Consider the following 22,133-nt stretch of genomic DNA (forward strand, 5'->3'; position numbering starts at 1 on the left):
CTGTCGTTGATGGATAGAAAGGATGAACCAAGATGACACCATGGACCGATCGGCGGAGACGACCGTTGGAAGACTTACGCATCTCAGTCATTGATAAATGCAACTTTCGTTGCCGATACTGCATGCCGGAAGAAGCGTTCCGCCACCACCAATTTTTAAAACGAGATGAGTTGTTATCGTTTGACGAGATCGAGCGCTTCGTTCGCATCATCGCCCCACACGGCGTGAAAAAAGTGCGTCTGACCGGGGGCGAACCTCTACTCAGGCCGAATCTCGATGAACTGATTCGCCGCCTTCGCGCGGTCACGACCATCGAGACTATCGGGTTGACGACGAACGGCGTCTATTTAGAACGGATGGCGAAAGTGTTGAAGCAAGCTGGGCTCGACCGGGTCAACGTCAGTCTAGACGCCTTATCGGCCGAGACGTTCGGGATGATGAACGGACGCGGCACGTCGCCCGAGACGGTATTACGAGGAATCGATGAGGCGAAACGGCAAGGGCTCGAAGTGAAAGTGAACATGGTCGTCCGAAAAGGCTGGAACGATCATGAAGTCGCCTCGATGGCCGCTTATTTCAAAGAACGGAACATCACACTCCGTTACATCGAGTTCATGGATGTCGGCACGGCGAATGAATGGAACGTCGAACATGTCGTGTCGTCTGAATCGATTCTTGAGGTGTTGAAACAACGAAATGGATTACTTGAACCGCTTGCACCCGAAACACTAGGAGAAGTCGCGCAACGTTACCGTTACACGGATGGGGCGCAAGTCGGCTTCATCTCTTCGGTCAGCCAACCGTTCTGCGGAACGTGTACGCGAGGTCGCCTATCGAGTGACGGCAAATGGTACACGTGCCTGTTCGCAGAAGACGGGACCGATATCCGCGAATTGCTCCGCAGTGGGGCGAGCGATGAATTGATTGCCATGACACTAAAAATGGTATGGGAAGTACGGGACGACCGCTATTCGGAAGAACGGTCGCGAACTGGGAGTCGGACGCGAAACCGAATTGAAATGAGTTATATCGGAGGATGAAGACGATGCAAGCACACAACCATGTACATCAAAACACACAGCGTGTCCGGGCAGCGATTTTGACGATCTCGGATACGCGAACACTGGATACGGACGTGTCTGGCGAACATATTTGTACGCTATTAAAAGAAGAAGCACATACGGTCACATACCGTGAGATCACGAAAGATGACTCATTTGAAATCGAAGCGGCCGTCAGACGAATGGTCGACGAAAAAATGGACGTCATCTTGACGACCGGGGGAACGGGCATCACGAAACGGGACGTCACCATTGAGACGATTCGACCGCTGCTTGACCGAGAAATGGTCGGCTTCGGCGAGTTGTTCCGTTATGTCAGCTTCACGGAAGATATCGGACCGGCGGCGATGTTGTCGCGAGCTTTAGCAGGACGCATCGGGGATACGATCATCTTTTCGATGCCAGGGTCGCGAGGCGCCGTCGACTTGGCGATGACTCGCTTGATTCTCCCTGAGCTCTCCCATATCGTCTGGGAAGCGACGCGATGATCGGCATCGTCTTGGCAGGCGGAAAATCGCGCCGGTTCGGATCCCCTAAATGGCAAGCCTGTTATGAGGACATCTCGTTTGAAGAGCGGGCGCGACAGACACTCGCTACAACGACGACGTCCCAATGGAGCGTCGTACCGGCCGGACAGTCGATGACCTCATATCAACTTGAAGATGACATGGAATGGCGCGGCATGGGACCGCTCGCTGGCATCATCACCGTCATGCGGCACGTCCCGTCTGATTGGTATGCCGTCTGTGCGTGTGATACGCCCTTGTTGCCGCCGACTGTTTACGAACGGCTTGCGACGGAACGCGGGAAGCAGCCGGTTGTCGCCTACGCAGATAATCGAATCCATCCGCTCATCGCCTTGTATCCCCGCTCGATACTGTCCCAGTTCGAAGCCGCTTTACGTCGAGGCGAACGGGCGGTCATGCCTCACTTGACAGAGGCGACAATCGTCTCGTTTGCTGAACGGGACTGGTTTAAAAATGTGAACACACCGAGTGATTATGAAGAATTGCTAGGAAAGGAAGTGGAGTAATGGAAAAGATGTCGACGCTATTTCGTAAGCCGCTCGCCGTTGACGAGGCGGTCATCCGTGTCCAAGAAGCGACGGGGAAAGGTCGGACGGAAACGGTACCGTTGTATCGAGCGAACGGCCGGATTTTAGCGATGGATCTCACTGCGACGCATGACGTTCCAGCATTTAATAAATCTCCGTATGACGGTTTTGCTGTCCAGTCCGCGGATTTGTTGAGAGCGAGCCGCGATGAACCGGTGACATTACCCATTCAATACGTTCAGGGAGCCGGACACGTCGGAGAACCGCTCCGCGCCGGCGAGGCGATTCGCATCATGACCGGGGCAAAAATTCCAGACGGAGTCGATGCGGTCGTCATGCTCGAGCTCGCACAAGCGGATGAACGAGTCGTGACGTTCAAGCGACCGGCCCGCGATGCCAATATTTCCTATCGTGGGGAAGATATGACGGCGGGGACGAATATCGTTGACCGAGGCACCCGCATTAATCCGGGCGTCATCGCCTTGCTCGCTACGTTCGGGTATGAGCAGGTCGACGTATACGTAAAACCGCACATCACCGTGTTTGCGACCGGTGATGAGCTCGTTGAACCGGGACAGAAAAAAACCGATGGGCAAATCTATAATTCGAATGCATATATGATTCTCGCTCAAATCGAGGCACTCGGTGGCGCGGCGACATATGGCGGTATCTTGCCGGATACGTTCGCTTCGACAAAGCGGGCGATTGACGAGGCACTTCGGACGAGTGATGCCGTCGTCACGACAGGCGGGGTATCGGTCGGAGATTTTGATTATTTACCGGATGTATATGAGGCGCTCGGGGCGACGGTGCTGTTTAATAAAGTTGGGATGCGGCCAGGGTCCGTCACGACGGTCGCGCACGTCGAACATCGGTTGTTGTTTGGATTATCCGGGAATCCGTCGGCGTGTTTTGTCGGAACGGAACTGTTTGTAGGCACGTATATGAAGACGTTATTCGGGCAAGCGGAGCGACCTGTCATCCAGGCGGAACTTGGTGTCGATTTCCCGAAAACGAATCCGTTCGACCGGTTCGTGCGTGGACATGTGACGATTGATGCGACCGGGCAGACGGTGGTTCATCCGAGCGGGAAAGACAAGTCGGGCATCGTCTCCTCACTCGCGACGTGTAACGCGTTGATTCATCTGCCAGGCGGAACGAGAGGGTTTCAAAAAGGGGACTTGGTGCGATGTCGAATCATCGATCAGCTTTGATTTTACAAGTGGTCGGCTATCAAAATAGCGGTAAAACATCGTTCGTTTCTGAGCTGACAGCACGCTTGTCGGCGACGGGGCTCCGTGTCGGTGTCATCAAACACCACGGTCACGGAGGGACGTTCGACTTGCCGATGACGGACTCGCATCGTCACGCGTTGGCTGGTGCCGTGCTATCGAGTGTGATCGGTGAAGACGGGACGTTAATCGAGTGGCAAGCGGTCGACACGTTTGAGTTGCTCCTCAACTGGTACGAGGCGCACGTCGACATCGTGATCATCGAGGGATACAAACGGAAAGATTATCCGAAAGTGGTGCTCGTGCGAGACGGGCATGAACAACCGGTCGATGTGACGAACGTGATCGCGCGCGGAGATTCCGTGGCAGACAAGGACCGGTTGATGCGTTTAGTGGAAAGGTGGATGGAGAATGAAATGGTATCAAGTGAATGAACATCCGCTCGAACCGATGGCGCTTTACGAAACGGTCCGGCATCGAAACGTCGGGGCGGTCGTGCTGTTTATCGGGACGGTGCGAGAAATGACGGGTTCCAAACAGACTGAGCTCTTGGAGTATGAATCATACGTACCGATGGCCGAGAAGATGCTCGAACAAATCGCGAAAGAAGTGGCGGAACGTTGGCCTGGTGCGTTGACGGCGATCCATCACCGGATTGGACGACTCGATATCATGGAAGAAGCGGTCGTCATCGCGACGAGTTCTTCCCATCGCGCCGACGCATACGAGGCGAATCGTTACGCCATCGAACGGATTAAAGAAATTGTCCCAATTTGGAAACGGGAGCATTGGACCGACGGCACGAAATGGATGGGTGATCAAAAAGAACAACACCCAGGACGCCCGGAAGGAGTGACGTACACATGATTGAGGTATTATGTTTTGCCCACGTGGCAGAAGAGTTGGCGGTCCGGTCCTATACCGTTTCGGCTCCACAAACAATCGCCGCCTTGCGAGCGGATTTGGCCGAGCGGGGCGTGTCGGGAGCGGAACGTCTCATGTTCGCGGTCAATGAGCGCTATGAGACGGACGAATATACGGTTGCAGACGGAGACACGGTCGCCGTCATTCCAATGGTGAGCGGAGGATAAACGATGGAACTGACACACATGAACGACCAAGGGCGGGCGCGGATGGTCGATGTCTCGGATAAACCGGAAACGACACGGACAGCTCGGGCCCGCACATCAGTTGAATTGAGCAGTGAACTGAAACAGCTCATCACGGATGGTGACCTTACGAAAGGCGACGTGCTTGCTGTCGCCCAAGTGGCCGGGATTATGGCCGCCAAAGAGACGAGCCGCATCATCCCGATGTGTCACCCGCTCGCCTTGAAAAAAGTCGATTTAACATTCGAATGGGACGAGACACAGCTCATCATCGAGTCGTTCGTGAAGACGAAAGGTGATACCGGTGTTGAGATGGAAGCGTTGACGGCCGCATCGGTCGCAGCGTTGACCGTATACGATATGACGAAAGCGGTCGATAAAGGCATCGTCATCGGGCCGACATACTTGCTTGAGAAACAAGGCGGGAAGTCAGGGGACTACGTCCGATGACACATGTTCCGGAACGTTACGCGCGGCAGGCCCGGTTCCACGGTATCGGTGGGGACGGGCAAGAACGTCTGATGGTGAAACGAGTGCTCGTCGTCGGTCTCGGTGCGCTCGGAGCGGCCGTGAGCGATCAACTTGTTCGGGCCGGCGTCTCACTTATCCTCGTCGACCGCGACTATGTAGAGGTGACGAACTTACAACGACAGACGCTCTATACGGAACAGGACGCACGTGCCGAGACGCCGAAAGCGGTCGCGGCGCTCGAACGCCTGCGGACCATCAACTCAGACGTTGAGTTGGACGCGCAAATCGCCGACGTATCGTGGGATTGGCTTCGGCCTTTGCCGCCCGTTGATCTCGTCTTGGACGCGACCGATAACGTCGAGACACGTCTTCTATTGAACGATTTCGCACTCGAGCGCGGCATTCCGTTCTTGTTTGCCTCTTGTGTCGGGGCATACGGCATGAACTACACGGTGATGCCGGAAGAAGCGCCGTGTCTTCGTTGTCTCATGCGTCATTTGCCGCTAGCCGGTCAGACTTGCGCGACAGCGGGGGTGGTGGCTCCAATCGTGCAACATGTGGCGAGCCGTCAAGCCGTCGAGGCATTGAAATATTTGACGGGGCGTCCTGAAAAGATGGAACGTCGGCTCTTGATTGAAGACATGTGGGAAAACCAGTCGCAGCGACTCGATGTCGCACGGCTCGTCGACGTGTCTTGCCCGTCTTGTCAAACCCATGACTATCCGAGTCTCGTTTCGAATCGACAACAGACAGCGATCCTATGTGGGCGCGATGTCGTCCAAGTCCGTCGGTCCATCGAGGGTCTGGAACCAATCGCGCATCAACTCGAACGGGCGGACATCGCCGTGAAGCAGACACCGTTCACGTTGGAATGGCGATGGCGGAATCACCGGATGCTCTTGTTCAAAGACGGAAGGGTTCTCGTCCATGGCGTTGACGATGCGCATGTCGCGGTCGCGATGGTCGATGAATGTCTTGGTACGTAATTCATCGCATCATAGAGCTTGTTTCTCCCTAAAAAAATACAAAATGATACAACAATTTCTGTGACACGTCACCAACGTGAAGTCGGAACGGGTTACTTCGATGAAGTCTCGCTCGTCATCTCAGGTGGACAATCATCAACGACTGCACTGGCTGGGTCGACAGAAGCAGAGCAGTTCACAAATTGATCATATTTTGGAGACGCCAACTTGTTGGTGTCTCTTTCTTTATGTGAAAGTATGTGAGATAGATTGATGAATATGTGAAAAAAAGATGAACCAAAGTTCATTTTCACTTCTCCAATTCGACGAATAGTTGTCACAAATAGTAAGAATAAACCGTTTCCATTCCTTGTATACTCAATCTGTTCACAAGTTGGACACAATGATAAAGGGGGAAGCATCATGCAAGGGGAACGATTGAATAAACGCAACGCTTGGTATCAAGCGGTATGGCGTTGGCACTTTTATGCAGGTCTCATATTTGCACCAATTTTTATTATCCTGGCTGTGACAGGAAGCATTTATTTATTTGAACCGCAAATAACGAAGATGCAATACAAAGACATGATGACGGCAACTTTCACGGAAGAACAGCCGATTGAAGTCCAAAAGGAATCATTCATGACGGAATATCCGGATGCGATGATCACATCGATTCGTTTGCCGGATGAAGGCGAATCGACTCGAATCGGTTGGATGAACAAAGACGAGATGATGTATACATATATTCATCCGGAAACTACAGAAGTTTTAGGAACGCGGTCTGCTGAAGGTAGCATGGATTTATTAGTTGTGATTCATGGCACACTATTAGGTGGTCAAATCGGGAACTGGGTCGTCGAACTCGCGGCGTCCTGGGCAATCATTCTTCTTATTACGGGGACATTCTTGTTTTGGCCGCGTGGTAAGAATCCGCTTCGGATGCTTATGCCGAAGCTTGGGAAAGGACGACAGTGGTGGAAGCAGATGCACGGTAGCGTCGCTTTGTGGTCATCGCTAGGCCTCGTGCTCATTATCAGTTCAGGGTTGGCTTGGTCATCCGTTTCGGGTGCGATGTTGCAGTGGGTTTCCTCGTCGACAAACACGGGAGCACCGATGTATGCCTATGCGTTTGGCGCCAAGCCAGAATCGACCGTGACGACAAAAGAGGTGGCGGAAGACGTACCTTGGGCGACCCAAGCAGATCTCGTTCCAACGTCTTCTCCAAGTACGATGTTGCCGATTGATTTAAATCAGGTGGTGAACAAGTCCACGATTGATCGACCGTACACAATCTCGCTTCCGGAAGGCGAAACAGGCGTCTATACTGTCACATCGGCAGCAGGTCATCCATTTAAAGAATCGACGGTGAACTTAGATCAATATAGTGGTGAAACACTCAGCTCTGTGACATACGCAGATTACGGGATTCTCGGAAAACTGATTACGGTTGGAATCGCGTTCCATGAAGGTCGCCTGTTCGGTTTACTCAATCAATTGGTCGGTGTCGCGCTTTGTCTAGGTCTCATTTTCGTGGTCATCAGCTCGTTCATGATGTGGCGCAAACGAAAAGTCGGATCCATTGAACAGATGAAGCGGTTTGAGGACGAACGCATTAAACGAATCGTCGGTATCTTGATTTTACTTCTAGGTGTGACATTACCGCTCGCAGGAATCAGTATTCTTGTCGTTCTCCTATTTGATTGGTTGATTGGTCGCCGGAAGTTGAAAGCGGAGGTGGCAGCATGAAACGATTTAAAGCAGTCATTCCTGTCATCCTAGCGACAATTTGGTTAAGCGCGTGTCAACTTCAACCAGTAGAACGCACCATTGATCCGATTGGGATTCAACTGATCGTACCTGAACGTATAGAAGTTGGCTCGACGACGCTTGCGATGAAAGTATCGAATGATGAACGTGTGACGGAAAGCCATATTCAAGTCACGCCTTACGATTCGGAAGAGACCCGGACGTATGAAGTGACAGAAAAGGATGGCTATCTCGTGACGAGCGTGAAACTCGATCAGGGAATCTACCAAGTGAACGGCATGGTCCATGAAGGGCAGAAGGTCTATACGCCGTCCGCATGGATGATTGTCGGTGATGTACCGCAAGACCAAATCGACCAATTGCAGCAACCAATCGTTCACTCACACGACCATGGTGGTGAACATCAGCATTAAAAAAGTAACCGTTGCGTATGCAGCGGTTACTTTCGTTTAAGACGTATCCCGATCTCTCCAATGAGAACGGCAATGCCCATAAATCCGGCACCGAGGATGGCCATTTGATTCTGGTTGGCGACCCCGATTCCGTTCTCGAATTGATAAATCTCACGTGTTAAGAATTGGATCGGCTCACCGGATGTGAGTGCTTGTTCATAACCGAGCCAAATCAAAATCGAGAATGTGGCAATTGAAACCAAAAGTCCGATGAATGCGGTAGTACTGACACGGATTACGGTTCGAGTCATAGCGTTTCCTCTTTTCCTGTTTGTATACGATACGTCACAGAAATAGGAAAAGATTCACAGTGCACTCATTTTGGAATGGTCAACACTTGTCCGACGTAGATGGAGTTGACGTTTGTGATGTTATTGGCCGCTGCGATCTTCGCGACAGTCGTGTTGTACATCGTTGCAATCTTGTAGAGTGTGTCGCCCGATTTCACCGTATATTTCACGGTCGTCGTAGGAGGTGTGACGGTCGTGGTTGGAATGATGAGTACTTGTCCGACGTAAATGGAGTTGACGTTTGTGATGTTATTGGCGGCTGCGATTTTTGCGACGGTCGTGTTGTACATCGTCGCAATCTTGTAGAGTGTGTCGCCCGATTTCACAGTGTATTTCACAGTCGTCGAAGGGGGTGGTGTGACGGTCGTACCTGGGATGATGAGCACTTGTCCGACATAGATTAAGCTGTAGTTCGTGATGTTGTTGGCAGCCGCAAGCGCCGACACGGTGACACCGTATGTCCGTGCGATACTGTACAACGTATCACCTGACTTCACGGTATACGTTTTGTTCGTCGATGTGTTTTGATAGGCCAGTAATTGCGAGACCGTGACAAATTTGTACCCTTTTGCTTTGAGTTGTGAAATCATCGTTGGGAGTGCGAGCGGTGTACCCGGGGCCCCGGCTCCGGTATGCATCAAGACGATTGAACCCGGTTTGATGTTAGTCTGAACTTTCGTGTTGATTTGGCTCGCGGTCAACCCTTTCCAGTCAATCGTATCAATGTTCCATTGAATCGTGTATCCGTATCCTGCAGCCCCGACACCGCTCAATACGGTACTATTCACTGCACCAAACGGGGCTCTGAAAATCGGTTTTGTCGTTTTTCCGGTCAACGATTTAATCAAAGCTTCCGTGCGGTCGAGTTCGGATTTCATCTGCGTGGCAGTCAGTTTGGTGAAGTCAGGGTGTGTATACGAGTGATTTCCGAGTTGATGTCCTTTTGCGGCGATATTTTTAATGTACTGTGGATGGTTATTTGCGCCCGACCCCGTTAAAAAGAAAGTGGCTTTGACATTGTTTTTTGCTAAAATGTCTAAAATCTTGTTCGTGTTCGCCCCGTCTGCCCCGTCATCGAACGTCAATGCGACGACCTTGCTCGTCGTGTTCACGCTCGTGACAAATTTTGAAGCGGCGGCACTGACGGAAATCGATTGTGTGATCACCATCGCCAATAAGATGAACAGTGCCATCGCCCCACGAATGACCTTACGTTTCATCTGAATTCGCCTCCATTCATGATGTAACTCTCTTGATGTTAAGACTTTCCAAATGATTGACCTTGATATATTTTATATACCCCTTTTTAGAAATGATGGACTAAAATTCGGAAATGTACTTAATAAATTTTGATTCAACTATATGTGTGAAATTTGTGAGAATGTATCGTGGGATATATCACAGAATGCTCACACTCTTTTTGGAAAGAGATGGTATCATGAACAATGTGTGAAAGATGTAAGCGATTTATAAGGAGGACTTATGATGAAAAAGATGATGACACGGTTTGGGGTCGTGTTTGGACTCATCGGGTTATTCGTACTCGGTGCGTGTGGTACGGAGAAAGAAGCGGAGAGCGCGGCTGTTCCACAGTCAATGGAACCGGTCGAGGCAGAGTTGACGGTAGAGGCAACGGCTGAAAAGGGAGAGGCGGTACCTTTATCAGTAACAGTCACGCAAGATGGTCAACCTGTAGACGATGCGGATGAAATCAAGTTCGAGGTATGGAAGAATGGTGCGAAGGAAGAAAGTGAGATGATCAAGGCGTCACTCACGAAAGACGGTATCTATGAAGCGGAGACGACGTTCGCGGAAGAAGCGGTCTATACGGTTCAGGTTCACGTGACAGCGCGTTCGATGCACACCATGCCGACGACAAACGTGACGGTTGGACATCCAGAAACGGCTGCTGAAGCAGAAGAAGAGAGTGAGCATCATCACCACGCTGGAGCGGATATCACGCTTGACCCGAAAGAGGCGACAGCAGGGGAAGAACAACCATTCATGGTACACGTCATGATTGAAGACGAGATGCTCGCTGGAGCGGACGTACAGCTCGAAATCTTCCAAGATGGGGCAGAGAAGCATGAATGGGTGAAGTTGGAGGAAGCAGATGCTGGGATGTATAAAGGTGCACACACTTTTGCTGAATCAGACGCATACAACGTTCAAGTCCATGTCACGAAAGGTCATGACATTCATGAGCACGTGATGGAAACGGTAAACGTTAAATAAAAAATCGGCTCGCGTTTGAGCCGATTTTTTATTATGCATTTTGGTAAAGGGATTCAACTTGTTGTTGAAGCGCCTCGTTCTCCAAGTACTCATCGTATGTTGCTTCTTTATCCACGATGCCATTCGGTGTCACTTCAATGATGCGTGTCGCAATCGTCGAGATGAGCTGATGGTCATGTGAGCTGAAGAGGAGTACGCCTTTGAACGACTCGAGACCGTTGTTAAGTGCTGTGATCGATTCGAGGTCCAAGTGGTTCGTCGGATCGTCGAGGACGAGCACGTTCGAATTTGAAAGCATCATCTTCGAGAGCATGCAACGTACTTTTTCTCCCCCTGAGAGTACAGACGCCTTCTTCATGACTTCTTCACCTGAGAAGAGCATGCGGCCGAGGAATCCACGAAGGAACGTGTCTGACTCATCGGCAGGCGAGAACTGGCGCAACCAGTCAAGGATGCTCTTTTCTGAGCCCTCGAAGTATTCTGAGTTGTCTTTCGGGAAGTATGACTGAGTCGTCGTGACGCCCCATTTGACTGATCCTGTGTCTGGCTCCATCTCACCCATGAGGATTTTGAAGAGTGTCGTGATGGCAACGTCCGAACGACCGACAAACGCGACTTTGTCCGTCTTGTTGAGTGAGAACGTGACGTTATCGAGCACTTTCACGCCGTCAATCGTCTTCGAAACGTTGTCGACATAGAGAACATCGTTTCCGATTTCGCGCTCCATCGTAAATCCAACGAACGGATAACGACGTGACGACGGACGGATGTCATCAAGTGTGATCTTATCGAGCAACTTCTTACGTGACGTCGCTTGACGCGCTTTCGATGCGTTCGAGCTGAAACGTGCGATGAAGTTTTGAAGTTCTTTGATTTTCTCTTCTTTTTTCTTGTTCTGGTCTGCCGCCATACGTGTAGCAAGTTGGCTAGACTCATACCAGAAGTCGTAGTTCCCGACATACAATTGGATTTTTCCAAAGTCGAGGTCGGCCATGTGCGTACAGACTTTGTTCAAGAAGTGACGGTCGTGGGAAACGACGATGACTGTGTTTTCAAAGTTGATCAAGAATTCTTCTAACCATTGAATCGCCTTTAGGTCAAGTCCGTTGGTCGGCTCGTCCAAAAGCAAGATGTCTGGCTTACCGAAGAGCGCTTGGGCAAGAAGGACTTTGACTTTCTCCCCACCTGTGAGTTCACTCATTTGTTTCTGGTGAAGCGCTTCTGAGATCCCGAGACCTTGAAGGACCATCGAGGCTTCTGACTCGGCTTCCCAACCGTTCAACTCAGCGAATTCTCCTTCGAGTTCAGCTGCGCGCATTCCGTCTTCATCTGAGAAGTCTTCTTTCATATAGATGGCGTCTTTTTCCTTCATTACTTTGTAGAGACGCTCGTGACCCATGATGACGGTCTCGAGAACTGCACTGTCTTCATACGCGTAGTGGTCCTGCTTGAGGACAGCGAGACGTTCGCCTGGTGTGATGCTGACATCACCTGTCGTCGTATCTTGCTCACCTGATAAAATCTTTAAGAATGTCGATTTACCGGCACCGTTCGCACCGATCAATCCGTAACAGTTGCCTGGCGTGAACTTGATGTTCACCTCTTCGAACAACTTGCGACCGCCAAATTGTAGGCTGACGTTATTTACTGTAATCATGTATGGTATCCCTCGTTTTTCTGATTAGTTTACGACGTGTATTGTATCACGTTTTTGAAAATCGCGCAGTGTCGCAAAAAAACTAATAGAGTAGTGTGGTCGTCATATTGGAAAAAGCCATCATTACGATGGCTTCAATCGACTCGAACAACGGTCGTATTTAATTCAAACGCCACATTGCCTGAGAGCGCGCGTGAAATCATACATTGATCTTTCGCTTTTTTGGCGATGCGTTCAACAAGTGTGATCTCTCGATCCGTCATCTCTGACGGGACTTGAATCGTTGTCGCATAGCGAATCGTCTCGTAAGTGAAGATGCCGTTTGTCACATCGACGATGCCTTCCGCATCAATCGTGATGCCACGGTGAGTCAAATCACTTCGCCCGAGTACGGCTGCGAGTGTGATGATATAACACGTTGCCGCTGCCCCGAGTAACATCTCATCCGGATTCGTGCCGACTCCAGGACCGTCCATCTCTGGCGGAATCGAAATCTGTGTCTTTAATCGCTCGGCCTCGAGGGTGCCGACGTCATTTCGTCCGCCATCCCAACCGAGGTTCATGCTAAATGTATGTTTCATCAAAAATCGCCTCCAATGTCTCTAGTGTAAAAGAGAACGATTGGAGGCGCATGTGTTATGCTTGTGCGCGCTTCGCGAATGTGCGAAGTGTTTCAATGATGACCGTTGTTGCTTTTTCCATATTGTTCACAGAGATGTATTCGAACTTCCCGTGATAGTTTTCGCCACCCGTGAAGATGTTCGGTGTTGGAAGACCCATGTAAGAAAGTTGCGATCCGTCTGTGCCACCACGAATCGGTTCGATTTTCGGTTCGATGCCAAGGCCGCGCATGACATCAGCGACGGTATCGACGATGTGTTTGACTGGTTCGATTTTCTCGGCCATGTTGTAATACTGGTCTTCCATTTGGAGTTCAATCCGTGCTTCCCCGTATTTTTGTTTCCATTCGAGGACAAGCTTCTCCATCAACGCTTTACGCGCTTCAAACTTCTGTTTGTCGTGATCGCGGATGATGTATTGAAGCGTCGTCTTCTCGACGTCCCCAGTGAAGCCGTTTAAATGGAAGAATCCTTCATAATTGCTCGTCCGTTCTGGTGCCTCATCAGCAGGTAACCGATTTTGGAACGCCATCGCGAGCTTCATCGAGTTCACCATCTTATTTTTCGCGCTACCTGGGTGTACGTTCGTTCCGTGGAAGGTGATGGTCGCACCGGCTGCGTTGAAGCTCTCATACTGCAACTCTCCGAGTGGTCCGCCGTCCATCGTATAAGCGAAGTCTGCATTGAATCGGGCGACATCGAATTTATGTGGTCCACGGCCGATTTCTTCATCTGGTGTGAAGGCGATGCGAACCGTCCCGTGTGGAATCTCAGGATGGGCCAATAAGTATTCAACGGCTGTAACGATTTCAGCAATCCCTGCCTTATCATCCGCACCAAGGAGTGTCGTACCATCCGTTGTCATGAGCGTATGCCCGACATACCCATCAAGTTCTGGGAAGTCTTTTGGTGATAAGACGACATTCAATGACTCGTTCAAGACGATGTCGCCACCTTCATAATGCTCGACGAGTTGAGGGGACACGTTCGTTCCTGTGAAGTCGGTCGCTGTATCCACATGAGCGAGGAATCCGATTGTCGGGACGTCATAATCGACGTTACTTGGAAGTGTGGCGAATAGATAGCCGTATTCATCCGTCTCGACGTCTGTCAGTCCGAGTTCTTTTAATTCTTTCTCCAAATGACGAATCAAATCCCATTGTTTGGCCGTCGATGGTGTTGTCGTACTCGTGAAGTCAGACTGTGTATCGATCTTCGCGTAAGTCATTAAGCGTTCAATTAATTTGTCTTGCATCTAAAAACCTCCCTAAGTCTTTACTCAACATATTCAGTTTAGCATGAGGGCAGTCGTATAAAGTATCAAAATAGTTTGAAAAAAGGCGACCAAATGAATGGTCGCCTTCTGATTTACTGAATGATTACCCCGCCATCGATGACGAATTCGGCGCCGGTGAAGTAACTCGATTCGTTTGAACCGAGAAACAAAACGAGGTGGGATACGTCTTGAGGTTTTCCGATTCGTTTCAGAGGAACCGTTTCAGCCATTTGCTGTACTACCTCTTCAACGCCAGGTTGCATGATCATTGGTGTCTCGATCAATCCTGGGTGAATGGAGTTGACGCGGATGCCGTCAGCCGCCACTTCAAGAGCAACGGCTTTTGTCATACCACGAACCGCAAATTTGGAAGCGACGTAGGCGGCTCCGCCCATCCCTAAAATTCCCGATATTGAAGAGATGTTGATAATGGAACCATGACCGGCTTTTCGCATCGAAGGAATGACCGTTTTCATTCCAAGAAAGACGCCAACTTGGTTAATGTCGATTACTTTCCGATATTCCGCTTCAGAGAGTTCATCGATTGTTGGGGTTACAGCAATTCCCGCATTGTTCACCAGAATAGTGATTGGTCCGAATGTTTCTTCAGTTGCTTTGACAATCGCTTCCCAGTCTTCTAGTTTGGTCACGTCATGCTTCATAAAAATCGCTTTTCCATGCAATTCTTTTTCCAATGCCTCGCCCTCGCTGCTCAAAATGTCGGTGAATACGACCAGTGCGCCTTCATCGACCAATGCCTTGACATGGGATGCCCCCATTCCTCGCGCGCCACCTGTTACCAAAGCGACTTGATCTTGTACACGTCCCATTGTTTTTCCTCCTCGGATCACACAAAAGAAGGCAAGCGTCTCTTTTCATTATAATATGTTTTATTACCTATTGTGAATGAACAAGGAGAGGAGAAACTTAAAATAAGATGGGAAAAAGAAGTGGCAAGATAAACGATGTGAAGATGGCCGTCAATCCCATCGCAGCACCACCAGTTGCACCAGACAACGGATGTTCCGTTGCCGCTTGAGCGGTCCCGATTCCATGACTGATTGTCCCGAGTGTGAGTCCACGCGTGAACGGGTCGTCCATACGGATCCAGGTCAAGAGTACCGGTCCAAGCATCGCCCCTAAAATACCGCAGGCAACAGCAATCGAGGCGGCAAGTGTCGCATCTCCTTCTAGCTGTCGAGCCAACTCAAGGGCAATCGGAGACGTCGCTGATTTGACCGATAGCGCAATCAATACGTTTTCGGTAAACGAAAACAGTTTGCCGAAAAGTACAGCCACAAAAATCGTAGAGAGTGACCCGAGTACGATGGCACTCAGGGCCCGTTTTGCCCGGGCGAGTAGTACGGGTAAGTTGCGATAGAGTGGTAACCCGAGGGCGACCGTCGCCGGACCAAGTAAGATGGTGATGATGTCGGTGGCTGGTTTATACGTATCATAGGACTTTCCTATCACGAGTAACATGAGAATCAGAATCGCTGTACTTAAGAAGACGACATTGGTGAACGGAGATGCCCACTTTTTCGAAAGTTGACGACTGAGCGAATACACAAGAATCGTCAATCCGATCCAAACGTATGTCATGATGCCTCACCTTCTTTCCCGGAAACGAGCGCCGTCACAATCATCCCGACCGCCATGCTGGCGAGTAACGTGATGAGGAGCGGGATGCCGGCAGCTTTTAACAACGTTCCGTATGCCATAAGGCCGACGGCGATCGGGATGAAGAAGAAGGCGAGGTGCTTCGTTAAATATCCGGCACTGTCCTCAATCCATTCCACGCGAATGACTTTTGTCAACAAGAGGATGAGCAAGAGCACCATGCCGATGACGCTGCCTGGTACTTTCCACGAGAACGTCTCAACGATCCAGTTTCCGAGCGTGCTCAACCCAAACAAGAGTGAGAGCCCGATAATCCATTTTAATAATTTCATATACATGACTTCCTTTCACGTCATTCAAAACGTATGAATCTTCTCAAATTCAACGAGAGAGGTCAAGAATAGGGTATGACAAAAAAGATAAGGGGTACATACGTTCGGGATGCTATACTACATCTATCATAAACAAGCGGGGTGTCGAGATGGAACTAAAAACGATTGAGCAATTTATTCAAGAGCATAGATTACAAAACAGGGAAGACATTTTACATGCGTTCACAAAGCGGGTCAATTTGACAATTTTGCCACGGACAACAAGGGAAGAAGTAGCGGTTGGCCATTCTAAGTTTGGCGGGTATCCTGACTTACCACACGCAGACTTGCATCCTGGAGAGAATATGACGTTTTTAGCTCAGTTTCGTTTAAGTGATTTGGCTGAGTTTGAATCCGTAGATGCACTCCCGAAAGAAGGTTTGTTGTCTTTCTTCTATGATTTAGAAGAACAACCTTGGGGAGATGTGGATGAACGTCATCTTTGGCGTGTTCTGTTTACTGAAGAATCGAAACTTGAGCGAGTGCGAGTTGGAGAAGCATTAAATGAACGTGCCGTTTCCTTTAAAGAAAGCTATGCAGAGAATGAATACAGTTTATATGAGCTGCTCGACGAAGAGATGTACGATCGGTTACTCGAACGATTCGAACAAGAAGAACTTCATGCAATCGGTGGACATCCGAGTGAAGTACAAGGTGATGTTTTTGAAGAGATACAAGAAACATATGGGGAACGATTCGATCATCCTTTCCTATTGTTTCAAATGGACACGTCTGAAGAGTTAGACGTCATGTTCGGGGATGCGGGTATTCTCTATTTTCTCATTCCGGAAGATGCTCTCCGTGCCAAACGGTTTGGAGAAACCGAAATCATTATGCAGTGTTATTGAACGCAAAAAAGGGAGCCGACTCGAATGAGTCGACTCTCTTTTGATTACGCTTGTTTTTTCTTACGGAATCGTGCGAAGAACTCATAGACGATTGGTACGATGAGCAACGTGAGAAGTGTCGAACTTGTGAGTCCGCCAATCACGGTGACCCCGAGACCTTTCGAGATGAGTGCGCCACCCTCGAGACCGAGTGCGAGTGGTGCGAGTGCACCGATTGTCGCGAGTGCGGTCATCAAGATTGGGCGAAGGCGTGTGCCCGCTGCCTCAAGTAACGCTTCACGTGTTGATAAACCAGCTTCTTCTTTATGAATGACGCGGTCAATCAAAACGATGGCGTTCGTGACGACAATCCCGATCAACATGAGTGCCCCGATCAAGGCAGAAACCGAAATCGTTTCACCCGTGATGAGAAGGGCGACGAGTCCCCCGATAATCGCATACGGAAGTGAGAACAACACGACGAATGGCGTGAGTGCCCCACCGAATGTGATGACGAGAACCAAGTATACGATGGCAATCGCGGCGAGCATCGCAAGACCGAGCTGTGTGAACGATTCTTGAATCTGTTCCGTTACACCGCCGACATCATACGATACGCCAGACGGAAGCTCAATCTCTGAAACGCGTTCTTCAATCGCAGCAGACGCTTCTGTCGCTTTATCTGTGCTGAGTTCAACGCTTACTTGTGCGAGCAGTTTTCCGTCGCGCTCGACGAGTGTGTCCGGTGTTGTGCCTTCTTCGATCTCAATGAAGTCTGAAATCGGGCGTGGACCGAACGGTGTCGTGATTTCTTGTGCTTGCAGGTCATCGACACTGTCATACGTCACTTGCTCGTTCGGGATGACGACGTCTAACTGTTTGTCATCCACTGTGACACTCGCAAGTGGACTTTCTGGTGCCTGGAACTGACTGATGACTTGCGCGATTTGACCTGCCGACACACCGGCTTCTGCAGCGGCCTGTTGGTCGACGTTGAACGTGTATTGTACATAGGACTCACGTAAGTCAGATGTCGCTTGACGGACATAATCCGTTTCCTCTTCAATCGTTTCGATGAAAGTCGGCACGATGGCTTCTAAATCTTCAAGTGAGTTGGCATAGACGTTGTATGTGACACCGCTCGTTGCGCCGCCACCTGAGAAGTCTTGTTCTTTCCATTCCCCGTTCGAAGCGAGTTCGTTCAACTTCTCGATATCAGCTAACTTCACATCCGCGAAGTCTTCCGTATCTGGATCATATTGAACGATGAAGATTCCTTGTTTGTTGTTTCCGGGGTTCAGCGGGTTCTCACCACCGACCGTGAACTGAACATCGGTTGCGTTCGGTTGTTCTTCCATGAAGTATTCTTCTGCCACTTCTGCTGCGGCAATCGAATCTTCAAGTGTTTGACCAGGTTCTGGGTCGAACGTGACGAACAACGTCTTCTCCGAATCCTGATTCAAGAAGTTGACCCCAATCGCTGGGACAAGGGCGAAGCTACCAATCAATAGGGCAGTCGCGAGACCGAACACGACGAGTTTATGGTTCAGTGACCAGTTCAAGACGCCACGATACCATTCCGCGAGCTTGCCTGGACCTTCTTCTGGCTTCAACTTGTCGCGGTTTTTAAAGAACGAGTCGGCCATCATTGGTACGACCGTGATTGCCACGAGTAACGAAGCGAGTAATGCGAAGACGACCGTCAATGCGAACGGCAAGAACAGTTCACCGACAAAACCAGTGACAAATCCAAGCGGCAAGAATACTGCAATCGTGACGATGGTCGACGAGGCGATCGGGATGAATACTTCTTTTGTTGCCGCGATAATCAACTCTTTACCGCGAAGTGGTTCGTTCGAACGCGTGAGTCGACGGTAAATGTTCTCGATGACGACGATGGAGTCATCGACGACGCGCCCAATCGCAACGGTCATCGCACCGAGCGTCATGATGTTCAACGTGATATCCAACTGCTTCAAGACGATGAGTGCCATGAGAAGCGACAACGGGATCGAGATGACGGCGATGATCGTCGATCGGAAGTTACGTAAGAACACTAAGATGATGAGGATAGCGAACAACCCACCAAGTAATGCTTTAGACAACATGGTTTCGACCGACTCTTCAATCGGTTGTCCTTGGTCGAGTGTGATTGATACATTCGCCGTATCGTTTTCAGCTTCGAAGTCATTCAATACTTCTTTGACGGCGTTGACGACATCGACCGTGTTCGCATCTTGTGTCTTCGTCACTTGTACGCCGATTGAACGTTCACCGTTCGAGCGAGAAATCGATTCTTCGATTCCTTTGTCCTCGATTGTCGCAAGTTCACTCAACGCGACAGTCGGAACCGTCGTCGGAACGTTCGGTGGTAATGCCGATGGTGTTTCCGTCGGGACCTCTGTTGGCACGTCTGGCGTTTGACCAGGTGGCAATTCAGTCGGGGCAGACGGTGTCGTCGGCGTTGATTGTGCTGGTGAGTAAGGGATTTGAAGATCGCGGAACGCTTCGAGTGTCTCCGACTTGCCGTCGATGACGACCGCTTGCTCCGTATCCCCTAATTCATATAACCCGAGCGCGATCCGAGCGTCATTTGCTTGAATCAATTGTTTGACCGTGTCTTCTGTCAAATTGTATTCTGCGAGCGCATCTTGGTCGAATTGAAGCTCGACGCGGCGAATCTCTTGCCCGGCAATTTGGACGGTTTGCGCACCTTCCACTCCTTCAAGAGCAGGCTGTACTTCTTCTTCGACGAGTTTTGTCAATTCGGCCAAATCCAGGCTTTCATCCGAGATGGCAGCCCCGATTACCGGGAAAGCGTCGAAACTGAGACGCGACACTTGAGGGTCTTGTGCCGACTCCGGCAATTCGACGTTGCTTAACGCATCTTTGACTTGTTGCTCCGCTTCATCCATATCGGTACTGAAATCATAATCGATTTGGATGTTCGAAGCGTTTTGGAATGACGAAGAGCGAACTTGTTCCACACCATTTAAATTCTGAAGACGATCTTCTAACACGGTGCTGACTTCTTCGAGCACTTGTTCAGGGGATGCACCTGGATAAATGGTTGTGACCGAGACGGTCGGAGTCGTAATGTCCGGTAACGTCTCGAGCTTCATCGTCAGACCGGCGAAAAGACCGGCGGCCGTCAAGATGATCGTCATCAACCAAACCGCAAACTTGTTGTTGACGGAGAAGGACGTGATTTTCTGCATGGGTTTTTAATCTCCTCTATTGTTATGTTGTTTTATGACTCACGATCGATGTCGTGGGCTCGTTCAATCAAGCGTGCGATAATCGCTTGTTTGAGTTCGGCAGGGGGAACGCCGACACCGAAGTGTTCGGACATCATCATACCTTCGAGTGCATAACGAATGATCATCGTTTCCACCGGATCAGCCGTTTGTTGGAACTGTGCGAAGAACGTATCCAAATCATGTTTCCAACGATTGGCGTACTCTTGGTCGACTTCGAACAACGTGAGAAATGCAATCATTTTCTCGACGTCGATTTGGATGGCAGCACGCTCAGGATGCAACTTCGTTTCATCAAATAGACGAACGAATGCCTCGATAGGTCCATGGCCTTCATCTTGCAATGAAGCATATAGCTCGTTTTGTTCTTGTTGTAATCGTTCGACCATCGCCGTCATCAACGCTTCTTTTGAAGGATAATGATAAAGAAGTCCCCCTTTAGATACACCCGCAGTCTTGGCGACTTCATCTAAGGTAAGTTGATGCACGCCGTGGTTCATGATGATGTCGGTTGCCGCATCCAACAGCTTTTGCTTTGTAACGTTCGATCGGTTTGACATATCTTCACCTCTTTCTGTACCGACCAGACGGTTTGTTTGATTTTACTATATCGTCCCCATTCTTTTGAAGTCAAGAAATGATGTCCTCAAAACTGTCACGAATTGCACATGTAATATGATAGCGATTGCAGAAAAGTCTTGACGTGAGAATGATTATCAGTGATGATAGGTACTGAGAGTAATTATCATTACCAGAGAGAAATAACCGAACGTGGGGGAATGACAGATGAACAAAAAATATGCAGCTTTAGGAATTTCAGCAGCGTTAACGACATCGCTCCTTGCCGCTTGTGCAAGCACAGATGAGACAACTTCAAATGAAGGCTCAGACGATTCGAACGTCGTCAATGTTTACTCGAGTCGCCACTACGATGTCGATCAACAATTATATAAACAGTTTGAAGAAGAAACAGGCATCAAGGTCAACGTAGTGGAAGGGAAGAGCGACGAACTTCTCGAGCGTTTGAACACAGAAGGGGAGAGCACAGAGGCTGACCTCTTCATCACTGCAGATGCTGGAAACTTGTATCAGGCGAAAGAAGCGGGACATCTTCAAGCGGTCGATAGCGATGAGCTTGAGTCAAACATTCCTGCAAAATATCGTGACACAGACAACGAGTGGTTCGGTTTGACGAAACGTGCGCGTGTCATCGTGTACTCAAAAGATCGCGTGAAACCAGAAGATTTGTCGACGTACGAAGCGTTGACGGAAGAACAGTGGAACGGCAAAGTGCTCGTGCGTCCATCGGAAAACATGTACAACATCTCACTCCTCGCATCGTTCATCGAAGTGAACGGTGTCGATGAAGCGAAAGAGTGGGCGAAGGGCTTAGTGAACAACATGGCACGCGACCCACAAGGGAACGACCGTGACCAAGCGAAAGCAGTCGTCGCTGGCGAAGGGGACGTGGCCATCATGAACACGTACTACATGGGGCTCATGTTGAATTCTGAAGACGAGGAAGAGAAGAAAGTCGCTGAACAACTCGGTGTCTTCTTCCCGAACCAAGATACAACAGGCACACACGTGAACATTTCGGGTATCGCGATGACGAAAGCATCGAAAAATACAGAAAACGCTCAAAAATTGATGGAGTTCATGTCAGAACCGTCAGCTCAAGAGAAGTTTGCGAGTGTGAACTATGAATATCCAGTCAACGAGTCGGTTGAACCGAATGAGCTTCTCCAGTCATGGGGTGAGTTCAAAGAGCAGGATATCAATCTCTCTGTACTCGGTGAAAACCAACAAGAGGCAATCCGTATCTTTAACGAAGTAGGTTGGAAGTAAGATGACTTCGGCTTGAAC

25 protein-coding genes are annotated in these 22,133 nt (G+C 49.8%); 15 read left to right on the forward strand and 10 right to left on the reverse strand.

The window, feature by feature from the left end; genetic code table 11:
* Positions 1-32 precede the first annotated feature (32 nt).
* The 12 genes from moaA to Q9R25_RS11335 all read left to right on the forward strand — a co-directional run bounded on the left by moaA (position 33) and on the right by Q9R25_RS11335 (position 8,075).
* On the forward strand, positions 33-1,040 hold the full coding sequence (gene moaA / locus Q9R25_RS11280) for a GTP 3',8-cyclase MoaA (RefSeq protein ID WP_074035052.1): 1,008 nt from the start codon (positions 33-35) through the stop codon (positions 1,038-1,040).
* A 5-nt stretch (positions 1,041-1,045) separates the two neighbouring features.
* A complete protein-coding gene (locus Q9R25_RS11285) occupies positions 1,046-1,549 on the forward strand; it encodes a MogA/MoaB family molybdenum cofactor biosynthesis protein (protein ID WP_015880395.1) in 504 nt (167 codons plus the stop codon).
* Complete coding sequence (locus Q9R25_RS11290; RefSeq protein ID WP_214784354.1) at positions 1,546-2,094, forward strand: molybdenum cofactor guanylyltransferase; 549 nt, start codon at positions 1,546-1,548, stop codon at positions 2,092-2,094. Before Q9R25_RS11285 ends, Q9R25_RS11290 begins: the two co-directional genes overlap by 4 nt.
* A complete protein-coding gene (locus Q9R25_RS11295) occupies positions 2,094-3,329 on the forward strand; it encodes a molybdopterin molybdotransferase MoeA (protein WP_214691351.1) in 1,236 nt (411 codons plus the stop codon). Before Q9R25_RS11290 ends, Q9R25_RS11295 begins: the two co-directional genes overlap by 1 nt.
* A complete protein-coding gene (mobB, locus tag Q9R25_RS11300; protein WP_015880398.1) occupies positions 3,305-3,781 on the forward strand; it encodes a molybdopterin-guanine dinucleotide biosynthesis protein B in 477 nt (158 codons plus the stop codon). The genes Q9R25_RS11295 and mobB overlap by 25 nt, the downstream gene beginning before the upstream one ends.
* Positions 3,759-4,214 carry a molybdenum cofactor biosynthesis protein MoaE gene (locus tag Q9R25_RS11305; RefSeq protein WP_015880399.1) on the forward strand — a complete coding sequence of 152 codons (456 nt, stop codon included), beginning with the start codon at positions 3,759-3,761 and terminating at the stop codon, positions 4,212-4,214. The genes mobB and Q9R25_RS11305 overlap by 23 nt, the downstream gene beginning before the upstream one ends.
* Complete coding sequence (locus Q9R25_RS11310; protein WP_015880400.1) at positions 4,211-4,438, forward strand: MoaD/ThiS family protein; 228 nt, start codon at positions 4,211-4,213, stop codon at positions 4,436-4,438. Before Q9R25_RS11305 ends, Q9R25_RS11310 begins: the two co-directional genes overlap by 4 nt.
* A gap of 3 nt (positions 4,439-4,441) precedes the next feature.
* Complete coding sequence (moaC, locus tag Q9R25_RS11315) at positions 4,442-4,906, forward strand: cyclic pyranopterin monophosphate synthase MoaC (RefSeq protein WP_311283179.1); 465 nt, start codon at positions 4,442-4,444, stop codon at positions 4,904-4,906.
* A complete protein-coding gene (locus Q9R25_RS11320; RefSeq protein ID WP_214691349.1) occupies positions 4,903-5,913 on the forward strand; it encodes a ThiF family adenylyltransferase in 1,011 nt (336 codons plus the stop codon). Before moaC ends, Q9R25_RS11320 begins: the two co-directional genes overlap by 4 nt.
* 60 nt (positions 5,914-5,973) lie before the next feature.
* Positions 5,974-6,099, forward strand: coding sequence for a hypothetical protein (locus Q9R25_RS11325; protein WP_256443674.1), 126 nt, complete (start codon positions 5,974-5,976; stop codon positions 6,097-6,099).
* A 216-nt stretch (positions 6,100-6,315) separates the two neighbouring features.
* Positions 6,316-7,641, forward strand: a complete 1,326-nt coding sequence (locus Q9R25_RS11330; protein WP_159563287.1) for a PepSY-associated TM helix domain-containing protein — start codon at positions 6,316-6,318, stop codon at positions 7,639-7,641.
* Positions 7,638-8,075: a hypothetical protein gene (locus tag Q9R25_RS11335; protein ID WP_159563288.1), complete on the forward strand. Its 438-nt coding sequence runs from the start codon at positions 7,638-7,640 to the stop codon at positions 8,073-8,075. Before Q9R25_RS11330 ends, Q9R25_RS11335 begins: the two co-directional genes overlap by 4 nt.
* A 26-nt stretch (positions 8,076-8,101) precedes the next feature.
* Here Q9R25_RS11335 and Q9R25_RS11340 read toward each other — a convergent pair whose 3' ends face one another.
* Entirely contained in the window at positions 8,102-8,365 is a 264-nt protein-coding gene (locus Q9R25_RS11340) for an LlsX family protein (RefSeq protein WP_214691346.1), read from the reverse strand.
* A gap of 65 nt (positions 8,366-8,430) precedes the next feature.
* Positions 8,431-9,624 carry a LysM peptidoglycan-binding domain-containing protein gene (locus Q9R25_RS11345; protein WP_214784343.1) on the reverse strand — a complete coding sequence of 398 codons (1,194 nt, stop codon included), beginning with the start codon at positions 9,622-9,624 and terminating at the stop codon, positions 8,431-8,433.
* A gap of 265 nt (positions 9,625-9,889) precedes the next feature.
* On the opposite strand from Q9R25_RS11345, the gene Q9R25_RS11350 reads away from it, so the two are divergent.
* Positions 9,890-10,639 carry a FixH family protein gene (locus tag Q9R25_RS11350; protein WP_311283180.1) on the forward strand — a complete coding sequence of 250 codons (750 nt, stop codon included), beginning with the start codon at positions 9,890-9,892 and terminating at the stop codon, positions 10,637-10,639.
* 31 nt (positions 10,640-10,670) lie between these two features.
* Here Q9R25_RS11350 and Q9R25_RS11355 read toward each other — a convergent pair whose 3' ends face one another.
* The 6 genes from Q9R25_RS11355 to Q9R25_RS11380 form a co-directional block, all read right to left on the reverse strand.
* Positions 10,671-12,296 carry an ABC-F family ATP-binding cassette domain-containing protein gene (locus Q9R25_RS11355; protein WP_015880408.1) on the reverse strand — a complete coding sequence of 542 codons (1,626 nt, stop codon included), beginning with the start codon at positions 12,294-12,296 and terminating at the stop codon, positions 10,671-10,673.
* A gap of 134 nt (positions 12,297-12,430) precedes the next feature.
* The gene (locus Q9R25_RS11360; RefSeq protein ID WP_396136464.1) at positions 12,431-12,880 is read right to left on the reverse strand and encodes an SACOL1771 family peroxiredoxin; all 450 of its coding nucleotides are present in this window, start codon (positions 12,878-12,880) and stop codon (positions 12,431-12,433) included.
* Between the two features lie 52 nt (positions 12,881-12,932).
* A complete protein-coding gene (gene pepT, locus Q9R25_RS11365; protein ID WP_159563294.1) occupies positions 12,933-14,171 on the reverse strand; it encodes a peptidase T in 1,239 nt (412 codons plus the stop codon).
* 113 nt (positions 14,172-14,284) lie between these two features.
* Positions 14,285-15,022: a glucose 1-dehydrogenase gene (locus Q9R25_RS11370; RefSeq protein WP_159563295.1), complete on the reverse strand. Its 738-nt coding sequence runs from the start codon at positions 15,020-15,022 to the stop codon at positions 14,285-14,287.
* Between the two features lie 97 nt (positions 15,023-15,119).
* Positions 15,120-15,794 (reverse strand): LrgB family protein, encoded by a 675-nt coding sequence (locus Q9R25_RS11375; protein WP_311283181.1) that lies wholly within the window; start codon positions 15,792-15,794, stop codon positions 15,120-15,122.
* Complete coding sequence (locus Q9R25_RS11380; RefSeq protein WP_311283182.1) at positions 15,791-16,144, reverse strand: CidA/LrgA family protein; 354 nt, start codon at positions 16,142-16,144, stop codon at positions 15,791-15,793. Before Q9R25_RS11380 ends, Q9R25_RS11375 begins: the two co-directional genes overlap by 4 nt.
* 149 nt (positions 16,145-16,293) lie before the next feature.
* Between Q9R25_RS11380 and Q9R25_RS11385 the strand changes: the two genes are divergently transcribed.
* A complete protein-coding gene (locus Q9R25_RS11385; protein ID WP_311283183.1) occupies positions 16,294-17,031 on the forward strand; it encodes a YwqG family protein in 738 nt (245 codons plus the stop codon).
* A gap of 44 nt (positions 17,032-17,075) precedes the next feature.
* On the opposite strand, the gene Q9R25_RS11390 is transcribed toward Q9R25_RS11385, so the two are convergent.
* Both Q9R25_RS11390 and Q9R25_RS11395 read right to left on the reverse strand, forming a co-directional pair.
* Entirely contained in the window at positions 17,076-20,228 is a 3,153-nt protein-coding gene (locus Q9R25_RS11390) for an efflux RND transporter permease subunit (protein WP_311283184.1), read from the reverse strand.
* A gap of 32 nt (positions 20,229-20,260) precedes the next feature.
* Positions 20,261-20,827, reverse strand: coding sequence for a TetR/AcrR family transcriptional regulator (locus tag Q9R25_RS11395; RefSeq protein WP_214873636.1), 567 nt, complete (start codon positions 20,825-20,827; stop codon positions 20,261-20,263).
* Between the two features lie 226 nt (positions 20,828-21,053).
* Between Q9R25_RS11395 and Q9R25_RS11400 the strand changes: the two genes are divergently transcribed.
* Positions 21,054-22,115, forward strand: a complete 1,062-nt coding sequence (locus tag Q9R25_RS11400; RefSeq protein ID WP_159563300.1) for a Fe(3+) ABC transporter substrate-binding protein — start codon at positions 21,054-21,056, stop codon at positions 22,113-22,115.
* Positions 22,116-22,133: the final 18 nt, after the last annotated feature.

This window comes from Exiguobacterium sp. BG5(2022) (assembly GCF_031844365.1).
Taxonomy (GTDB): domain Bacteria; phylum Bacillota; class Bacilli; order Exiguobacteriales; family Exiguobacteriaceae; genus Exiguobacterium; species Exiguobacterium profundum.

Coding starts and splice junctions, on each gene's coding strand:
- Q9R25_RS11345 (WP_214784343.1), bottom strand. CDS start 9,624: ATGAAACGTAAGGTCATTCGTGGGGCGATGGCACTGTTCATCTTATTG.
- Q9R25_RS11335 (WP_159563288.1), top strand. CDS start 7,638: ATGAAACGATTTAAAGCAGTCATTCCTGTCATCCTAGCGACAATTTGG.
- Q9R25_RS11310 (WP_015880400.1), top strand. CDS start 4,211: ATGATTGAGGTATTATGTTTTGCCCACGTGGCAGAAGAGTTGGCGGTC.
- Q9R25_RS11355 (WP_015880408.1), bottom strand. CDS start 12,296: ATGATTACAGTAAATAACGTCAGCCTACAATTTGGCGGTCGCAAGTTG.
- Q9R25_RS11330 (WP_159563287.1), top strand. CDS start 6,316: ATGCAAGGGGAACGATTGAATAAACGCAACGCTTGGTATCAAGCGGTA.
- moaC (WP_311283179.1), top strand. CDS start 4,442: ATGGAACTGACACACATGAACGACCAAGGGCGGGCGCGGATGGTCGAT.
- moaA (WP_074035052.1), top strand. CDS start 33: ATGACACCATGGACCGATCGGCGGAGACGACCGTTGGAAGACTTACGC.
- Q9R25_RS11290 (WP_214784354.1), top strand. CDS start 1,546: ATGATCGGCATCGTCTTGGCAGGCGGAAAATCGCGCCGGTTCGGATCC.
- Q9R25_RS11340 (WP_214691346.1), bottom strand. CDS start 8,365: ATGACTCGAACCGTAATCCGTGTCAGTACTACCGCATTCATCGGACTT.
- Q9R25_RS11370 (WP_159563295.1), bottom strand. CDS start 15,022: ATGGGACGTGTACAAGATCAAGTCGCTTTGGTAACAGGTGGCGCGCGA.
- pepT (WP_159563294.1), bottom strand. CDS start 14,171: ATGCAAGACAAATTAATTGAACGCTTAATGACTTACGCGAAGATCGAT.
- Q9R25_RS11380 (WP_311283182.1), bottom strand. CDS start 16,144: ATGAAATTATTAAAATGGATTATCGGGCTCTCACTCTTGTTTGGGTTG.
- Q9R25_RS11395 (WP_214873636.1), bottom strand. CDS start 20,827: ATGTCAAACCGATCGAACGTTACAAAGCAAAAGCTGTTGGATGCGGCA.
- Q9R25_RS11375 (WP_311283181.1), bottom strand. CDS start 15,794: ATGACATACGTTTGGATCGGATTGACGATTCTTGTGTATTCGCTCAGT.
- Q9R25_RS11320 (WP_214691349.1), top strand. CDS start 4,903: ATGACACATGTTCCGGAACGTTACGCGCGGCAGGCCCGGTTCCACGGT.
- Q9R25_RS11285 (WP_015880395.1), top strand. CDS start 1,046: ATGCAAGCACACAACCATGTACATCAAAACACACAGCGTGTCCGGGCA.
- Q9R25_RS11305 (WP_015880399.1), top strand. CDS start 3,759: ATGAAATGGTATCAAGTGAATGAACATCCGCTCGAACCGATGGCGCTT.
- mobB (WP_015880398.1), top strand. CDS start 3,305: ATGTCGAATCATCGATCAGCTTTGATTTTACAAGTGGTCGGCTATCAA.
- Q9R25_RS11400 (WP_159563300.1), top strand. CDS start 21,054: ATGAACAAAAAATATGCAGCTTTAGGAATTTCAGCAGCGTTAACGACA.
- Q9R25_RS11350 (WP_311283180.1), top strand. CDS start 9,890: ATGAAAAAGATGATGACACGGTTTGGGGTCGTGTTTGGACTCATCGGG.
- Q9R25_RS11390 (WP_311283184.1), bottom strand. CDS start 20,228: ATGCAGAAAATCACGTCCTTCTCCGTCAACAACAAGTTTGCGGTTTGG.
- Q9R25_RS11295 (WP_214691351.1), top strand. CDS start 2,094: ATGGAAAAGATGTCGACGCTATTTCGTAAGCCGCTCGCCGTTGACGAG.
- Q9R25_RS11385 (WP_311283183.1), top strand. CDS start 16,294: ATGGAACTAAAAACGATTGAGCAATTTATTCAAGAGCATAGATTACAA.